Source organism: Rhizobium sp. BK456 (genome assembly GCF_014194045.1).
Lineage (GTDB): Bacteria > Pseudomonadota > Alphaproteobacteria > Rhizobiales > Rhizobiaceae > Rhizobium > Rhizobium redzepovicii.
This window is the reverse complement of the sequence record NZ_JACIAO010000002.1, coordinates 204,945-221,443: the sequence shown is the minus strand read 5'-3', so window position 1 is coordinate 221,443 and position 16,499 is coordinate 204,945. Positions and strand designations below refer to the sequence as shown.

Genomic DNA, 16,499 nt, shown 5'->3' with positions numbered 1-16,499 from the left:
GAGATATCATCATTTGTGATTGCAAAATAGCGCCGTTAAACGTCGTCCCCATGCGCTTTTGCGCTTGTTTTTGCTGCCATGTCGATTGGAGGATGACGGTTATGAAAAGCATCGGGATGAGAATTTTATCGGCCTTTTTGCTCTCGGCCGGCGCCGCCACAAGTGTTTTTGCCGCCGACGAGACCAAATTGAAGGCGATCACGGATGCGGCGATCAAGCCGATCATGGACAAATACGCCATCCCCGGCGTTGCCGTCGCCATCACCGCCGACGGTCAGGACCACATCTTCAACTATGGCGTCGAATCCAAGGACACCGGCAGGCCGGTGGCGTCGACCACGCTCTTCGAACTCGGATCGATCAGCAAGACCTTCACGGTGACGCTAGCATCCTACGCGCAAGCGAGCGGACAACTCTCGCTGTCGGACAAGGCCGGCAAATTTCTGCCTGGAATGAAGGGCAAGCCGTTCGGCGATATCGCCTTGATGCATCTCGCCACCCACACGGCGGGCGGATTTCCGCTACAGCTTCCCGATGAGATCAAAACCGAAAAACAGCTGCTCGGCTATTTCAAAGCCTGGCAGCCCTCCTATGCGGCTGGAACGCAGAGAAGTTATGCCAACCCCAGCATCGGCATGCTCGGCTATATCGTCGCGAAAGCCATGCATGGGGATTTTGCGGCTTTGATGCAGGACAAGCTGTTTGCCGGGCTCGGCTTGAAACGCACTTATATCGATGTGCCGAAAGCGTGGCAGGCCGATTATGCTCAAGGCTATAAGCGCAGCGGCGAGCCCGCTCGGATGACACCGGCCGTTCTCTCATCCGAGGCCTATGGCGTCAAATCCACTGCGGGCGACATGATCCGCTTCGTCGGCGCCAATATGGGCCTAGTCAAGCTCGACGAAAAACTGCAGCAGGCGATCACCAACACCCATATCGGATATTTCACAGCAGGGGCGATGACCCAGGATCTCATCTGGGAGCAATATGCCTATCCCGTCGCGGTGAACGACTTGCTGGAGGGCAATTCGCCCGCGATGCTGAAGACCATGCCGGTTTCGGAACTGCGACCGCCGATGCAACCGCGCGACGATGTGTGGATCAACAAGACCGGCTCGACGAACGGCTTCGGTGCTTATGTCGCCTTCATCCCCAGGGAGCGGCTCGGCATCGTCATCCTGGCCAACAAGAACTATCCCAACGAGGATCGCATCGCCGCAGCCTATCAAATATTAACAGCGCTCTCGGCAGACTGATCGGAAAACAGGCCGAGCGCCCCGCCTCAGACGCAACTGCAACAGTTGAAATCGTGCACCCGGCTACCGACGATGGAGCCAGACCTTAGCCTGATGCGCCAGCCAGGGCCCTCGTGATATAAAATGGGTTGCCATCGACGGGGCCCACCCTTCCGCAAGTTTCCGATGTCGAATCCGGCGACACTACTTTAAGTAACACGTGTAAATAATTAAGATTAATAAGCGAGTATTTTCTAGAACATTTCTAATCAATTGCCACGCCTTAAAGGTGATGCTAATAAACACTCACCTTCTTAACGTCACAAGGCGCGATGCAATGAAAAGCGTATTGATTTCTGGCGGGGCTGGATTTATTGGCTCGCATTTGTGCGACCGGCTTTTACTTAGAACAGATGTCGAAAAACTGGTTGTTGTTGACAATCTCTGGACCGGACTTTTCGACAATATCGCCCACATCAGGGATCCCCGCTTCCACTTCGTGAAGTCGGACGTCGAGACGTTGCGCAGCTCAGAAAAATTCGATGAAATCTACCATCTTGCCTCCCCGGCATCGCCGCCATGGTATATGAAGGAGCCGAAGCGGACGATTTCCGCCAATCTTCTCGGGGCATTCCGGCTGCTGGAGCTTTTGAAGAAAGGTGGACGTTTCGGCTTCACCTCGACCTCCGAAGTTTATGGTGACCCGCTGGTGTCGCCGCAGCCGGAATCCTATAAGGGCCAGGTGGACTGCACCGGACCGCGCTCGTCCTACGACGAGAGCAAGCGCTGCACGGAATCGCTGCTTTTCGAAATGCAGCGCACCGAGGGGCTCGACCTCAAGGTCGTCCGTCCTTTCAACATTTATGGTCCGCGCACACGGTCCGATGACGGCCGCGCCGTCTCCAACTTCATCACCCAGGCGCTGGCGGGCCGGCCGATCACGGTATTCGGCGACGGCAAGCAGTCGCGCAGCTGGGGTTATGTCGATGACGTCGTCGACGGTTTCGCCCGCTATTTCTGGATCAATGAAACCGACTACAAGGGACCTCTGAACGTCGGCAATGATCGCGAGATTTCGGTGCTCGAAGTCGCGCAATATGTGTCCAAACTGGTCGGCGGCGTGCCGATTGTCTTCGAGCCGTCACCGCCGCAGGACCCGACCAACAGGCGGCCGGACCTGACCAACGCCAATTACGTCATGCCCGAGTGGTCGTGCAAGATCAGCTACGAGCAGGGCGTGGCCATGACGCTTGACTGGTTCAGGGACCAAATGAAAGCGCACGCTGCAGAATAACGAGCATATGCTGGTGGATTTTGGCTCGACCTATGATCTCAATAGGTCGAGCTACGCTACTTTAACGCTCCTGGCGCGGCCCCATCCGGCGAGATTGGCGAGGCACATTCGCCAAAAACCCACCCTCTCGTTCCAACTGCACCGGCCGATCCGGCAAAGCCGTTCACAATATTCGGCACCGACCATGACACTCCGATGGCTCACGCATTCAGTGATCTCGCTGATGCGCATGTGCGGGCGCTTGAGCGGTTTGTTGATGGACTTGACTCGGCGGCCATAAACCTTGGGACCGGACGTGACGTATCCCTGCCCCGCGGCGGGCGCATCGGCAGGCCCGGTAGGGCGTCTGAACCTGGCGGTCGGCTGTAGCAGCGTCGGTCGCTACGATTTACTCGTATTGTCATAGAGTGCTGAACGCAGTTTCGCCTGCATCCACTGGAGGTGCTGTTCGATCATATGCACGTGGAAACTCGGGTTATTGAGAGTATTCAACGTAAAGTCGGACAAATGCGGGGTAACGTTGAACGGCTGACCCCGCCATTCGGCAAGCGCCACAGGAAGATATTTATGTATTGCCTGGCGGTTCAGCCACGGACGGAAATGCCGTGCGTCCCACGGTTCGGCGCCGATCCGATGACCCATGTCACAAACGTGTACCGTCCCAATCACGATGCGAGCAGCGAGGGGTCGGCGTTCCGCCAGCACAGCTTCGGCTGCCTCAATGCCTTGGTCCAGATTGATCTCGAGCACGTCGATTTCATCAGTGAAACCTGTCGGATCCGGCGGAAGCCGCCAATCCTCACCCAACACTTCAGCGGCGCCGCGAAGGTAATGATATCCATTGCACTGTCGCTCTACCTTTTCATAGAGCCTGCGGAGGCCCGCCTTTTCCAACATTTGGAGGACGCGGGGGCCAGCCTTGACGAGGGGGTCGAGGACAGAACCGGCGCGGGTAGCGATGGTCCTTTGCAGACGCCTCTTCCACCCTTTTCTTCCGGTAAACCGATGGATCGCGAGCAGCCGCTGTATGTCGGGGTGCTTACGAGCCATCAAGGCATCGGAGCGTCCCTCTTGATACCTGCGCACCATCTTTCCGGTGAGTGTCGTCGTTTGATGTTCGAGATGATAACCCAATGCCTCGGGAGCAAAACGAATTGGAACTCCTTTTTTGATCAGGCGCAGACCAAATTCGAAGTCCTCTCGTGCACGGGCGAATTGAGGATCGAGCCCGCCCATTGCGTGAAATAGTTCTGCATTCAGCGAAAGGTTTCCTGTCAGCACATCGGTAAAGGCGAACTGATGTCCAGGGCGGGACACGCGTTCGAAGTGCCTCGTCCACCACGCGCGCGCGCTGAGGCGGAAGCGATCCTTTGCAATGTGCGGAAGTGGCGGGTACGGCCCCATCACGACGCCCCCAGGGTGGCGCTGATGTTCAACGGCATGCGCCCGAACGAAGTTTTCCCCGGGCTCGATGTCGTCATCAAGGAAGATCAATAAACGGCCGCTCGCGACCTGCGCCCCCGCATTGCGGGCGAGTGCCGGACCGACGCCCGGCAACGACAGGGTCCGAAGCGGAACGCGGGTGCGAAGCGACGAGAGCATTGTCGACGTGTCGTCCTCACACCCGTCCGCCACAACCAGGACTTCGAACGCTGGGGTCCCATCTCGCTGAGCGTCGAGCCTGCTTAAAATCGATCTCAGCATAGCAGCACGATTATGCGTTGGTATGATAACGCTGATGTCAACCACGCTTATGCCCTGCCTCCCCTGCTCGCGCCCTCGCCCGCGCCCTCAGATATCGAACCGGGCCGCTCACAGCACCTCTGACCTGCGTTAAGGCGTCGTTGTAAGGCAGGCTGAATTGGTGTGTCCGTCGAGGTTGAAACAATCGCCGAAGAAGCCTGCTGTACGAACGAAACATACGAGGGATCGCACGCGGGTTTCCCTCGAACAGGAGGGCCTTCGTCAAGATGGCGAACGATGCAACCTCGTAGCCATACATCTGCTGCTGCAGTTCCTTGCTTGAGCGACGATGGCGGTGCCAGTTCAGAGCCTCGGGATCGTAGATGATCCGATATCCGGCTTCGAGCACACGCCGGAACATATCTGTGTCGCCACCAGCCAGACTGAGCGTTCCAGCGTCGAGAGCCTCGTCGAACCACCCCACCGCGTCAACGATCGTTCGGCGCAATGCCATGTTGACACCGGCACCCGCATGCCATCCGGTGAATGGGTCCAGGTTATAGGCATCATAAACCTGACGCCTGAAACCACGGCAAAAACCGCCAAAATGCTGAAAGGCGATCTGCGAGTCCGTTTCCAGCTCTGCCGCCATGGTAAGACCGGTTACGGCCAGCACGAGGGGGTCCTCGAAATTGCGAAGCAAGGTTCTAAGCCATAGCGGGTCCGGAACCGCGTCGTCGTCGATGAAGGCGACGACGTCTGCTTCTGTGTTGCGTAGGGCAGTATTGCGCGCGACGTCAAGACCAGGACGCGGTTCGCGCAGATATCTCACAGTGTCGAAGCGCCCGACTAAATCTCGCGTGGCCTCGTTCGATGGGGCATTGTCGACGACCAGAATATCGGCCTTATCGGGCATAGCCAAAAGCCCGGTGAGGCACCGCTCCAGATCCTCGGTACGATCGCGCGTGCAGATCACCACGGACGCTTTCGGCAGCTGACTTGGAGTCGGCGACGGATCAGGGAGGGCCAGCCGATGCCTCAGCCAAGCTTCGAAGACCGACGAACTGGCCGCAGACAGAATCCGGTCCTTAATTGGCATCTTGCCGCCATCGCTGTCGAAAGCGATCACAGCCTGGCCGCACGGACGACCGGCCACCCGGATCAGCACAAGTGCACCCTGATAGTCATCGGTCGGTTCAAAATCTGGCGGAAGGTCAAGAATGTCGATGTCTCGAACCGCAAGGCGCATCAGGAGTTCCGATCCAAGCTGTGCTGACCCAATAAGCCGTGGTCCGGCGAGGTCGCGGTGGGGCGCGACTGCACCTGCTGCCACTGTGTCGGAGGATTCAGCATACCCTTTCTTGGGCCGGGGCCGGTCACGGCGAGAGGATAGACTTCGGCGTGATAATCGTAAACTTGCTGCCAGTCCGCCGAAAAAAGGCCCACCGTAACGCGATAGTCGCCCGGCGCCAGGTCGACACGATTGAGCGTTGTTTCGATGCGCACCGTGTCCGTGTCTACGACAGGGGCGAATTCGGCCAACTTGCTGTCGGTCTCGAAGCAGCACGTATCGTCCGCCGCGTAGATGCCGATGACGATAACCGCGTTGCGATCTCTGGTAGCGCCAACATAGGTCAGTGAAATCGACAGCCGGTCGCCCACAACGATGGTACTTGTCGGCGTGCTTTGCTCGTTCAGCAACACGACGGCTGTGATCTGGAGTTCGCCATTGCCGAACCGGCTGACCTGCGGCACAAGTTCGACGGGCAGTTTCGTCACGGCGAACGGTTCGTGCTGGACACTCGCGACCTTCGCCTCGACAGCCGAGGTATAAAGCGGGAGCATTTCGTCGATTGGTCCGTAGCCCACGACGCGTCCGCCTCTCAGGAACAGCACGTGATCACAGATTTCCCTTACCTGCGAGACGTCGTGAGACACGAAGAAGATAGTGGCGCCGCCGTTCAGTATCTCCTTCACTCTTGCAATGCACTTCTGCTGGAAGGCTTGGTCGCCGACGGCGAGGGCCTCATCGATAAGCAAGATATCCGGGCGCACATGGACTGCCACGGCGAATGCCAGGCGCATGCGCATCCCGGTGCTATAACTGCGAACCGGGTTCTCAACGGCCGCCTCCAGTTCGGCGAAGGCTACGATCTCGTCAAACCGCTCAGCAACCTCGGTCCGCCGCATTCCCGCGATAACACCCAGCAGGAAGATGTTCTCGCGCCCCGTCAAATCGTCGGTCAGGCCCGCCCCGATGTCGAGCAAGGCACCAATTCGACCCCTCACCTTGATCTGCCCTTCGTCGGGACGACCAACGCCGCCGATCAGACGCAGCAAAGTCGACTTCCCGGCACCGTTTAGTCCGACCACGCCGACAGCTTGCCCAGGCGCGACCGCAAAGCTGATGTGGCGCAGGCCCCAAAAACTTTTCGACTGTACCACGGACCGTCCGGACAAAAGGTAACCCTTCAAGGTGGTGGAACGTGCACCCCCTTGCGGACGGTAGCGCTTGCCGACGTCATGGACGGTGATGGCGCCTTGTCTCATAGTTCATCCACAAGGCGTGCGCTGCCACGCTCGACCAGACAAATGCCGGCAATGAGCATCGGCAAAGAAACCAGCGCAGTCTTCCAATAGATATCAACGGGAGGCCAAGCGTGTTCGACGAAAATGGCGCGGTAACCCTCGAGAATCCAGGCCATCGGGTTCCAGGTGTGAATTAACGCCATCGGTTCACTGGCCTTAAGTGGGCTGTAGAACACGGGTGTCAGGTAAAAACCCAGCATCAAAATTACGCCTACCAAATGTTGAGTATCCCGGAAGTGGACATGCGCAACCGCAACAAGATAGGACAGGCCCATCATAAACAGCGCTTGCGCAAGGAAGACGAGTGGAAGTGCGACGACGCTCAAAGTCGGGGCCCCGGTCTCCATAAACGAGATGATGAAGAGGAGTGGCAGAGCGAGTAGAAGGTGCACTGCCTGTGTGATGACTGCGACAACAGGAAGTATCCCGATCGGAAAGCCCGGCCGGCGCACCAGTTCGCTGCTGCCGGTTATGGAGGTCGTCGCTGCGGGCACCGCAGTGCTGAGCCAACCCCAGGCCAACACGCCGGAAAAGACGAAAGTGGTGTAATGGGGAATATCTAGCGGCAGGACCTTGCGAAAGAGCAGCGAAAAAACCAGCAACTGGCTCAATGGCCGCATCAAGGACCAGCCGAGGCCAATTGCGGACCGTTGATATCTCATCTTCAGATCGCGTGTCAGAAGTTCCAACAGCAAATCGTTCCATTGCAGACAGATGTGGATCAAGGGCTTCCACTGATCACGACGCCAGTATTGGTCCCGTCGCTTCGCGCGATCAAGCGCATCATCCTTGAGATGTTCAGGCATTTAGGCTCACTCTTGCCACCGGTTAAATACACCTTGCCTCAAAGTAGTAAAGATCATCATACTCGCGAACTGACAGGGTACACTAGCGTGATCGTTATCGTAGGAAGCAACAATTATGCCGATGGTTTCCATCATTACACCGGCGCATGAAGCGGAAACAACGATTTCTTCGACTTTGGAAAGCCTGATAGCGCAAAGTCATGCCAACTGGGAATGCTTCATCATTGACGATGGCTCAACCGATCAGACCGCTGAGATCGCGGACCGTTTCGCGGCTGGGGATACGCGCTTCCATGTGCTGCGGCAGGAGCAGAGCGGCGTTTCAGCTGCTCGCAATGCGGGACTGGCACAAGCGAAAGGCGACTGGGTCGTCTTTCTCGACTCCGACGACGCGCTGGCACCCTTCCATCTCGAAACCATGCTGAACCACACACGAACTTTGCCGCAGGCCGACATTCTGCATTGCGGTTGGCGCCGTCTGAAAAATGGCGCTCCCTGGTGGCAGTCTCACCCCGCAGTAAAAATGGACAATCCGTTTGCCGAAGCAGCGCGCTATTGCCCTTTCGCGATCCACGCCGCCTTGCTTCGCCGGTCCCGGCTTGCAGAAATCGGCGGCTTCGATCCAGAGATGACGATGTGCGAGGACTGGGACCTGTGGCAGCGCCTCGCTCGAGCTGGCGCCGAATTTGCGCCGGTCGAAGGCCTGATGGCTGACGTTGGCGTAGAGGCCGGTTCGCTGTCGTCAAACAGGCTTAAGCATCTCGATTTTGGTCTTAAAGTGATCCGGCGCGGCCACCATTCCGATCCGCGCATAGCCTATCCGGTGCCGGCGCTCGCCCAGGGAATCACAAAAGCTGGGCTGGGAATGGCGTGCTGGTATCTTGCGATCTGGCTTGTCGGCGCCTCAATAGGTCAGGGCGACAATCCTGGCGAACTGCTTGAGCGGGTGGCAGAGCCTATCCCGCCTGACGCCGACGTTTACACGCTCTGCGCAATAATGATAGACGGGATTGTGGTCGGCGCCTTCCCCGACGAGCCGATTTGGCCCGGACTTTGGTCGAAGATCCAGGGCAAGCTTCCGGACCTAGAGGCTTGGCTCAATCGGCATGCTCCCCAAGAAGCTTTTGGCTCCCTGTTAATCCGTGCACTGGAGCGAAAGATCGCTGACCAGCTGCCAGCCAACCTGCCCGCCACGATCGGAACAACAAGAATACAGCCAATTGATTTGGATCGACCTATCGTCGACCTTATCTTGCCCGGCATTGAGCGGTTGCGCTGTTGCATCTGGCGAGGTTCGACGCTGCTCGGGCAACTGGAGTTTGTTGTCTTCGGAGCAATCGATGCGAATGCTATACGAAGCCGACTTCGGACGGTGTTCGGCCCGGAGGTCGACGATCTGACGCACCCGTTGTCAGAAGATGGCTTCGTCAATCTTGCTGATGAGGAGGACCGGCGCGCCCCCTCCGCCAGCATGGCAGCGCGAAGCAACAGCGGAGCAGCTCAAAAGACGCTGAAGCTCATGGCGAAAATATCATATTGGACCGGAGCTAAGGCCGTAACGGGTTGGTGGAACAGGAAGGAGCCGACGCCAACACCTGTCGACGCGATATCAGGCATGGCGCATGCCGGGCGCGCCGAATTCGATCGAATCGTTGAAGAGGAAATCCAGCGGGCGGTTGCAGCCTCAACGCAGATCTCCAGGGAGACGCCGTCGAAAAAAACCGGCCCAGTCGGCGATGAGGTGCCGAGATACGATACGGAGGCGTACTGGGAGGAGCTGTTTTCCCAGGTCGACCCTTGGGATTACCAAAACAACTATGAGACTGTGAAATATCTTCAAACACTCTCGGTGTTGGACGATCGACGCTTTTCAAACGGCCTCGAGCTGGCCTGCGCGGAAGGAACCTTTACACGGATGTTGGCCTCCCGCGTCGACAACCTGCTGGCGACCGACATTTCGGCGTCGGCAGTCGCTCGAGCGGCCTCGCTTCAGGACCATGATTCCGCGGTAGCCTATCGGCAGTTGGATCTTTTGAATGACGAGCTGGAAGGGCCTTACGATCTCATCGTCTGCAGTGAAGTTCTGTACTATTTCGAGAACAGAGAAAAACTCCGGCAGATAGTCGATAAGATTGCGGGCAGTCTTCGCACCGGTGGTTGGTTCGTTACTGCCCACGCCAACCTTCTGATTGATATGCCGCATGAGACAGGATTCGGGTGGCCGCATGAATTCGGTGCGGTCGGCATAGGCGAGATGTTTGACCAGCATCCGGATTTAACTCTCTCGGTCGAAGCCAAAAGTCCGCTCTATAGAATCCAAAGGTTCGAGAAGGTGGAACACGGGGGTTTCCTTGAGCCGACACGCGTGGAAGTAAACACAGCGCAGCCTTTGCCTCTTCAGGTCGCCAGCCAGGTACGCTGGAGAGCGGGACAAGTTGTGGAAGCCGCCGCCGACTGGAACGATGTCCCGATCCTGATGTATCATCAGGTTTCGGACGACGGTGCTGAACAGCTGGCACGATACCGCCAGTCTCCGGAGGCTTTCGAAACTCAACTGGCATTCCTGCGCGATGCCGGATGGCGCGGGATGACTTTGGACCGGCTGCTTGCTTGTTTCGACGAAGGTGCCAAACCGCCAGAAAAGACATTAGTCCTGACCTTCGACGACGCTACGCGCGATTTCATGACGCATGCCCTCCCACTGCTACATCGATACGGCTTCCCATCCTCACTCTTTGTCCCAACCGGGAGGGTCGGCGGCTCTGCAATATGGGATTCGGCCTATGGATCGCCGGCTCCACTGCTAACGTGGGAGGAACTTGCGGCAGTCGCAAACAGCGACGTGACGCTGGGTGCCCACGGTGTCCGGCACGTGCGCCTCTCTGCCCTGGCACCGGAGAGCCTGTTGCGAGAGCTTGCTGGCTCCAAAGCTATGCTTGAAAAACGCCTGGGTCGAGAAGTGCTGGCGGTCGCATATCCGTACGGCGACTTCGACCCCGCTATCCGGGACATAGCCGAACAATGCGGTTACCGGATTGGGTTAAGCTGCGTCGGTGGCACGGTGCGGGCGGATGCCGATAAACTCGCATTGAAAAGACAGGAGGTTTTTCGCGGGATCACCCAGTCAGAGTTCGCAAATCTGTTAGTTGGCTGAGACAAGAATGGGGTAGTCCACCGTCCAACCCGCATCGTACTTTGTTCCCAGAGCAAAGCGATGATTGGGATTTGGAGAGAAATTAGGTTCCTGCTTCAGCCATGATCGAGCCTTTTTTTTGAGGTTCGCCATTGCCTTTGCTCTCGCGTCGACCACAAGCATCTCGGCAGCAATGGGCTTGTCATATCGCGACATGGTAGCCACAAGTCCGATGAGCGCGCGGTATTGGCCTTGTTCAACCGCCCTCTGGGCGAGCCACCGGCCACAGCGGCTTAAGCCTGCCCGGATCGCAAGAACCTTTTCCGGGTGCCTCTTTAGCATTTCATCCGCGACCAAAATCCAGGACCGAAGCATTCGCGTCAAATTTGCTGACATGTTGTCGGGGGTTTGGCGATAACCGACAAGATAATCTGGAACCACTGCAAAATGCGAGAGTTCAGCGGCCAGGCAGTAGAAGAGATAATCTTCACATCCCTGCGCCTTGCGCTGTTGGAGCGAGGAGTCAAATCCTCCTGTCGCGTCGAGGACAGTCCGCCGTACGAGTGGCGAGCTTCCATTTCCAATGAAGTTTTGAGCAAGTACGCCGTCGAGCGCATCTCCCTCGACGGAAACTCCATTGCTCCGGTAAATAACGTAATTGTTGTGATCTATCATAGCGTACCAAGTGTAGACCAGTCCGACTTGTGGGCCTCCTGACTCCAATGCCGCCAACTGTCGCTCAATTTTATCGGGTGACCAGAGGTCATCAGCATCTAGGAATGCCACCAGGTCGGCGGAGGTAGAGCGCCAACCCGCATTTCTAGCAGCAGCGACCCCTGAATTTCTTTGCTTCAATACTCGCACGCGCGGATCGATTTTAGCGATTTCATGCGCAATAGCCAGGGTATCGTCCTTCGAACCGTCGTCCACCACGACGATATCGAGCGCGCGATGCGTTTGATTGCGAACGCTGCTGATTGTTTCAGCCAGAGTTCCTTCCGCGTTGTAGGCCGGGATTACAACAGCAACAGTTACTTCACTTCCTGCCGATTTCTTCAAGCTCTCAACTCCGAAGTCCACGCGATCGCAAAGAGGTTACACCAGGATGGACGTTTGAGTTTCCATAAATGGACTAATGGTTATACGACAACGATATTTCTAGCCAGCACCTGTTGGTAGTCGATAGATTGCCGCTACAAAAGCGACGCGGCCGCCAAAAAGACGGTTACCATCTACCTGTGAGGAAGCTGATCTGTATGCATCCCGCCTCGCCGAGACGCCGGCCGGGGCAACGGTACTCCGTTCCGCATCGCTCAGGCCTCGCATCTGCGGTGGATCAAACGGTATACTCAGTCGCGCGATCGGCGTTCTCGCCGGCTGAGGCCGCCCGAAATGCGATCCACAGACCTCTCGACATCATCAAGTTGATACAGGAGGTCGGTTGCGGATCCGGTGCTGCTGGCTTACCGCGTGCACAAAGGCAAAGTCGCCGGCTGCTCTTAGAAATGATGGATGGTTGAGAATGCTCGTCGGGGTGAGCTTTCCATTTGGCGACCCTTGAAGGATACTATGCTCGGAGAACACAATTAAAGTAATTGTATAATTACCCCAATAAAAATCTTAGACAAGATCGAATTTAGCTGCAATCATACCTACGCACTGTGCAAGCATTTCTACCGGAGGACCCGCCACCCACCCCGGCGGGTTCTCTGCTTTGCTTCCCGGACGCTTGCCGCAAATGCGATTGCTATTGCCTTTGTATCGGCATAGAAAATATTGCTTTGAATAATGGTATCGCCCGGCAGAGATCTGCCTGATGAGATGAACTCACATTCTTCTAACTGTAGACTGGAGGCCCGCCGCCAGCGCGGGCGATATCGGCAGCTATATTTCAAAGGCGATCCCGACGCCTACCTATGCATCGATGTAATTTTACCAACAACCGATGTCACACAGTCGATATCGACACATGTTAGCCACTAATAAACCGCAAGAACCGCAATACAATACATAGCGCGATTATATACGCATAAAATTTAAGCCATCTTTTAATTGATATTTAAATACAACCTCCATCTGAAACTTATTATTTAACCTTTTGATAAAAATTTTCTTGATCACTCCGATTAGCGGCCGCAGGTTATTCTGTCTCTAATTACTGCCGTCCTCGGGTTCCAGTGTTTATCAGGGGGCAAAAAGTCAGCTGAAGCCGCTTCCCACCTCGGGTTTCAGCCGCCCCGCAAACTTCGCGGCTACACCGGATGAGGATCATACTTGATGGCTCGGCAGTCACGGGCGTTGCCGGTGCCACCAATGACGGTCCCGTGACGGCAGTGGAGATATATGATGGCGCAACATGTCGCCAGATCAGATGGTTAGACCGCAAACACAGCGCAATTCCGCCGGCAGCAGTGGGTCTGTCCGTCTCAACCGCAGCGCATAGGTTCCGGCATGTCCGGCCGAGATACCGACGCCAAGCCGCGGCGTCAGCCTCGTTCGCGATCTTCCGACACGAAGCGACCGGCCTTCTTCGAGCCCGTCCCGTTGAACACGCCGAAGGCGTCTTATGGTGCGCCACACCTGTGTCGAAATGGTCGCACCTCGACAGGGAATTAACCCTTCATAAAGCATTTGCTTGCTCAACTTATAATTTGTGTCATGGTCACTGTAAGTAGTGAGGGAGCCGACCTGATGAGTGATATAGCATCGCATATTCCGGAATTTGGTTACGATGAACGCGTGATGATTTGCCGGAAGCAGATCGAGAAGGCGGTTTATCAGTTCATTGCAAATACGAAGGTCGAAGGGTGCGATCCGGCGGAAGTCGCAATGGCCATCGCAGACATTGCCGACGATTACATTTTACTCCTGGCCCAGAAGCGCAATTTGACCCACTGAGATCAGGGATCGGCCGTCGATCGGCCGATCGCGCAGAAGCCATGTGAACGCGAAGTCGCGCCGCTTCCCTTCCCGGAAGCAACGTCGAGGATACCGTAACTCTTCGCTTGTAGCCGAACAGCGGATCGTTTCAGACAGATCCTGAGCAACGCTTCGACCATCCGTAGCCCCAACAACCCGAACCTCTCCAAACAGCAGTTGAGATGGATTTGCCCAGGCGTGAGCTTGAGCTCTTTATCTCCCGCGAAGGGATCGAATGGTTCCCCGCGCGCCGCCTCCATAATCGTACAAACATAACCGCGAAAATCGATGTTGATTTTCGCGGTTATGCGCAAGTTTGAAGGCGTGACGCATCGCGCCGAGCGACGCGCGATATGTCCTTTGTCTAATGCATATCACCCGGAACGCTGGACACTTCCGGGCGACAGGCATTAGAGCGGTTCAACTGTTATGGAAGCGCAGAACCGCTCCAGTCGTTTGGCTAGTGACAGCTCACACTCACTTGCGGAACCGGCGAGCTCAATTCGGCCAGTTCCCTGGTGAAGCCTTCCCCCACCTCCTGCTTCACCGCCTCGAGCGCCAGATCGAGGCAATTCGTCGCGAATTGCAGCTTGACATCGTCAGCGACCTGTCGCGCGTAGGCTATCATCCGTGCCAGCGCGATGAGTTCGTTCAGACCATCTTCCGCCCCTTGGTCTGCATTTGCCTTGGCAATTGATGTCACGCCCATGAGCATTTCTCCAACGAATTGAAGTAATGATACGCGCGCAGAGGTGATTGAGCCCGTGAAAAAAGCGTGACACAACCATTGGTGAGAATTGCTGCTTTCGATTTACAATGCAGAACGCGTACTGAACGCGGTTGCATGCAGCTTCCAGGGCAGATCGGCGTTCGAGCGGATGTCACGAGCGTCCTGCACGGCTTTCAGCAATTCCAGGGCATCGATGCGTTTTTGATCGACAGAATTCGAAAGAAGCGTCGCCAGCAGCTGCGGACGGTCCGGCTCGGCTATACCGGCGCATTGCTCGACGATCGCCCGCCACGTCCTCTTCTTGAAAAAGATCGCGTTTGCCGCATCTTCGAGCCACTCGCGCAGGCCAGCTGCGAGCAGTCCGCTATCTGCCATCGCATCGAGCGTGGCGGTGACATTGACGAGCGGTATAGTCAGCGGCTTGCTGCCGAGCGCGCTCGGCGCGTGCATGAGTGCGACGGCGGCATCGTCCAGCAGCCGACCGGTGCGATAGTCTTCGAAAATGCGGCCGATCCCAATCATCCCGAACGGATGACATTCCGCAGCCCGCAAGGCGCCCATGCTTGCTGCCCCGAGAACGGCCACGCCAAGCGAGAGAGCATGGAGAATTTCCTTGTGCCAGACCGGTGCGGCATATTCGAAGCCGCCGTCGATCAGGCCGATGACGTTGGCGCCCTGTTCCACCTGAGCCAGGACATCGCCTTGCATGGCGGGCGGCAGGACGCGGACCGCCTCGCCGGCGAGCGATGCCGCATCGTGAAGACTGGGACCTGCGAAAATGATCTTCAAAACCCGATCGCCTTGGCCAGAGCCCTTGTTCCAAATCGCCGGGCGCGCTCCCCCTCCGGATTTTCGAGCTCGGGGATAACAATCTTGACGACGCTGAAGGGAAGCGTGTCGTCGCTGAGGCGGACTAGGATGACCGAAGCGATCCCTCGGTTGCGCAGAGCGTCAAGCACTTGTTGCAGCAGCTCCGGCAGATTCCGTGCCCGATAGCCTGCCGCGCCGTCATGGCGGAGGCCGGCAGGCGGTGCGGCAACCGCATCGAAGGCCCGTCGCATCAGCGACGGAAGGGATCTTAAGAAAGTGGCAGGAGAAATATCGTCCCTGGCGCCGCTGATATAGGTCAGCCGGGATTGCACGGCTTCCGTCACCGCCCGAATGGCCGCCCGCACGGGAGACGGGTGCGCCCCGGTGCCGCCGGTCACCTCGACGAGCCGAATGTCCCTGTCAGCGTGACCATGCCTGGAGCCTGGAATTAGCTCCCTAGGACCGAGCATCGCGGTGAAACAGGGGATCGCGATGTCGCTGGTGATATCGAACAGCCGGAGCGCCAATCCCGATGCTTCGATCTTGTCGACCAGCCCGTTAAGGGCACCATCCTCAAAGCCGCGGGGATCGACGCAGCCGGCATAGAGATTGGCTTCCCCACCCACCTGCCATAGCACCTGAGCGTCACGCTCGATGCGCTCCAGGACGCCATGAAAAATTGCCTCCTCGACACTGTTTCCCGAAGCCAGGCCATCCGACGACATCCAGTATCGCGCGTCCCGCGTCCGGTCGAGCAACACCGCTTCGAAGGGAATGTGGATTTCGTCGCCGCTGAGGATATTGATACCAGCAACCCATTCGGTTTCGTCATCCGGCCCGAGATCGGGTTTATGGACGGCGGTCAGGCAGCTCAACCTGTCGACTTGGTAGCCCATCGCCTGCAGGCGGGAACAGGAACCGTGGACGCGCTTGACGAAGGGTTCGCCGGCAACAGCCCGTTCGAGGGCCTCCATGACAGTGGATACCTTGGCGTCCAGATCGGTCAGGCCCTTTCCTTGAGCAATCACGATCGACCGCGAATTCGGGGCATAGGCGCACCAGACGGGAATTCCGATGTCATCCAAGCCGGTATGTCGCGCAACCCTGGTAATGCCGAACCTAGCCAAAAAGGGTTCGACGCGGGAAAGAGTCTCTCCCGGCGATATGATCCTGTCGGAATAGTGGGCCGGATGTAGGGCTGAATTCATAGCGCCCCGGCATAGATATGGGCCGTCATCAACAGCCCCATGACCGGACGGCTGAGCAGTCACCATTCGTCTCGATCAACCGCAGATCGCCG

Annotated in this window: 12 protein-coding genes; 4 read left to right on the top strand and 8 right to left on the bottom strand. The window is 57.2% G+C overall.

Going from position 1 to position 16,499, the window contains the following annotated elements; genetic code table 11:
* Positions 1-101: 101 nt before the first annotated feature.
* The gene (gene ampC, locus FHX03_RS07320; protein WP_097626437.1) at positions 102-1,256 is read left to right on the top strand and encodes a class C beta-lactamase; all 1,155 of its coding nucleotides are present in this window, start codon (positions 102-104) and stop codon (positions 1,254-1,256) included.
* 316 nt (positions 1,257-1,572) lie between these two features.
* Positions 1,573-2,529, top strand: coding sequence for an NAD-dependent epimerase/dehydratase family protein (locus FHX03_RS07315; RefSeq protein WP_097626434.1), 957 nt, complete (start codon positions 1,573-1,575; stop codon positions 2,527-2,529).
* Between the two features lie 381 nt (positions 2,530-2,910).
* Here the strand turns inward: FHX03_RS07315 and FHX03_RS07310 are convergent, their stop codons facing one another.
* The 4 genes from FHX03_RS07310 to FHX03_RS07295 are packed head-to-tail and all read right to left on the bottom strand — an operon-like array spanning position 2,911 to position 7,607.
* Positions 2,911-4,278, bottom strand: coding sequence for a glycosyltransferase family 2 protein (locus tag FHX03_RS07310; protein WP_097626432.1), 1,368 nt, complete (start codon positions 4,276-4,278; stop codon positions 2,911-2,913).
* Positions 4,271-5,461 carry a glycosyltransferase family 2 protein gene (locus FHX03_RS07305; RefSeq protein ID WP_097626430.1) on the bottom strand — a complete coding sequence of 397 codons (1,191 nt, stop codon included), beginning with the start codon at positions 5,459-5,461 and terminating at the stop codon, positions 4,271-4,273. The genes FHX03_RS07310 and FHX03_RS07305 overlap by 8 nt, the downstream gene beginning before the upstream one ends.
* The gene (locus FHX03_RS07300) at positions 5,461-6,762 is read right to left on the bottom strand and encodes an ABC transporter ATP-binding protein (protein WP_097626428.1); all 1,302 of its coding nucleotides are present in this window, start codon (positions 6,760-6,762) and stop codon (positions 5,461-5,463) included. The genes FHX03_RS07305 and FHX03_RS07300 overlap by 1 nt, the downstream gene beginning before the upstream one ends.
* Positions 6,759-7,607, bottom strand: coding sequence for an ABC transporter permease (locus tag FHX03_RS07295; RefSeq protein ID WP_097626426.1), 849 nt, complete (start codon positions 7,605-7,607; stop codon positions 6,759-6,761). Before FHX03_RS07295 ends, FHX03_RS07300 begins: the two co-directional genes overlap by 4 nt.
* A 115-nt stretch (positions 7,608-7,722) precedes the next feature.
* On the opposite strand from FHX03_RS07295, the gene FHX03_RS07290 reads away from it, so the two are divergent.
* On the top strand, positions 7,723-10,761 hold the full coding sequence (locus tag FHX03_RS07290) for a trifunctional glycosyltransferase/class I SAM-dependent methyltransferase/polysaccharide deacetylase (RefSeq protein WP_183853107.1): 3,039 nt from the start codon (positions 7,723-7,725) through the stop codon (positions 10,759-10,761).
* Here FHX03_RS07290 and FHX03_RS07285 read toward each other — a convergent pair.
* Positions 10,750-11,799, bottom strand: coding sequence for a glycosyltransferase family 2 protein (locus tag FHX03_RS07285; RefSeq protein ID WP_183853105.1), 1,050 nt, complete (start codon positions 11,797-11,799; stop codon positions 10,750-10,752). The two genes, FHX03_RS07290 and FHX03_RS07285, sit on opposite strands and share 12 nt — an antisense overlap.
* Before the next feature lie 1,632 nt (positions 11,800-13,431).
* On the opposite strand from FHX03_RS07285, the gene FHX03_RS07280 reads away from it, so the two are divergent.
* Positions 13,432-13,638, top strand: a complete 207-nt coding sequence (locus FHX03_RS07280) for a hypothetical protein (RefSeq protein WP_012558648.1) — start codon at positions 13,432-13,434, stop codon at positions 13,636-13,638.
* 481 nt (positions 13,639-14,119) lie between these two features.
* Here FHX03_RS07280 and FHX03_RS07275 read toward each other — a convergent pair whose 3' ends face one another.
* From FHX03_RS07275 to FHX03_RS07265, 3 genes are all read right to left on the bottom strand, one after another.
* Complete coding sequence (locus FHX03_RS07275) at positions 14,120-14,368, bottom strand: hypothetical protein (protein ID WP_003590747.1); 249 nt, start codon at positions 14,366-14,368, stop codon at positions 14,120-14,122.
* 102 nt (positions 14,369-14,470) lie between these two features.
* Positions 14,471-15,178, bottom strand: coding sequence for a TfuA-like protein (locus tag FHX03_RS07270; protein ID WP_097626420.1), 708 nt, complete (start codon positions 15,176-15,178; stop codon positions 14,471-14,473).
* Positions 15,175-16,365 (bottom strand): YcaO-like family protein, encoded by a 1,191-nt coding sequence (locus FHX03_RS07265; protein WP_179867134.1) that lies wholly within the window; start codon positions 16,363-16,365, stop codon positions 15,175-15,177. Before FHX03_RS07265 ends, FHX03_RS07270 begins: the two co-directional genes overlap by 4 nt.
* Between the last annotated feature and the right edge of the window lie 134 nt (positions 16,366-16,499).

What these genes read in the sequence shown, in the direction of transcription:
- ampC (WP_097626437.1), top strand. Translation starts at nt 102, where the DNA reads ATGAAAAGCATCGGGATGAGAATTTTATCGGCCTTTTTGCTCTCGGCC.
- FHX03_RS07315 (WP_097626434.1), top strand. Translation starts at nt 1,573, where the DNA reads ATGAAAAGCGTATTGATTTCTGGCGGGGCTGGATTTATTGGCTCGCAT.
- FHX03_RS07305 (WP_097626430.1), bottom strand. Translation starts at nt 5,461, where the DNA reads ATGCGCCTTGCGGTTCGAGACATCGACATTCTTGACCTTCCGCCAGAT.
- FHX03_RS07300 (WP_097626428.1), bottom strand. Translation starts at nt 6,762, where the DNA reads ATGAGACAAGGCGCCATCACCGTCCATGACGTCGGCAAGCGCTACCGT.
- FHX03_RS07295 (WP_097626426.1), bottom strand. Translation starts at nt 7,607, where the DNA reads ATGCCTGAACATCTCAAGGATGATGCGCTTGATCGCGCGAAGCGACGG.
- FHX03_RS07290 (WP_183853107.1), top strand. Translation starts at nt 7,723, where the DNA reads ATGCCGATGGTTTCCATCATTACACCGGCGCATGAAGCGGAAACAACG.
- FHX03_RS07280 (WP_012558648.1), top strand. Translation starts at nt 13,432, where the DNA reads ATGAGTGATATAGCATCGCATATTCCGGAATTTGGTTACGATGAACGC.
- FHX03_RS07275 (WP_003590747.1), bottom strand. Translation starts at nt 14,368, where the DNA reads ATGGGCGTGACATCAATTGCCAAGGCAAATGCAGACCAAGGGGCGGAA.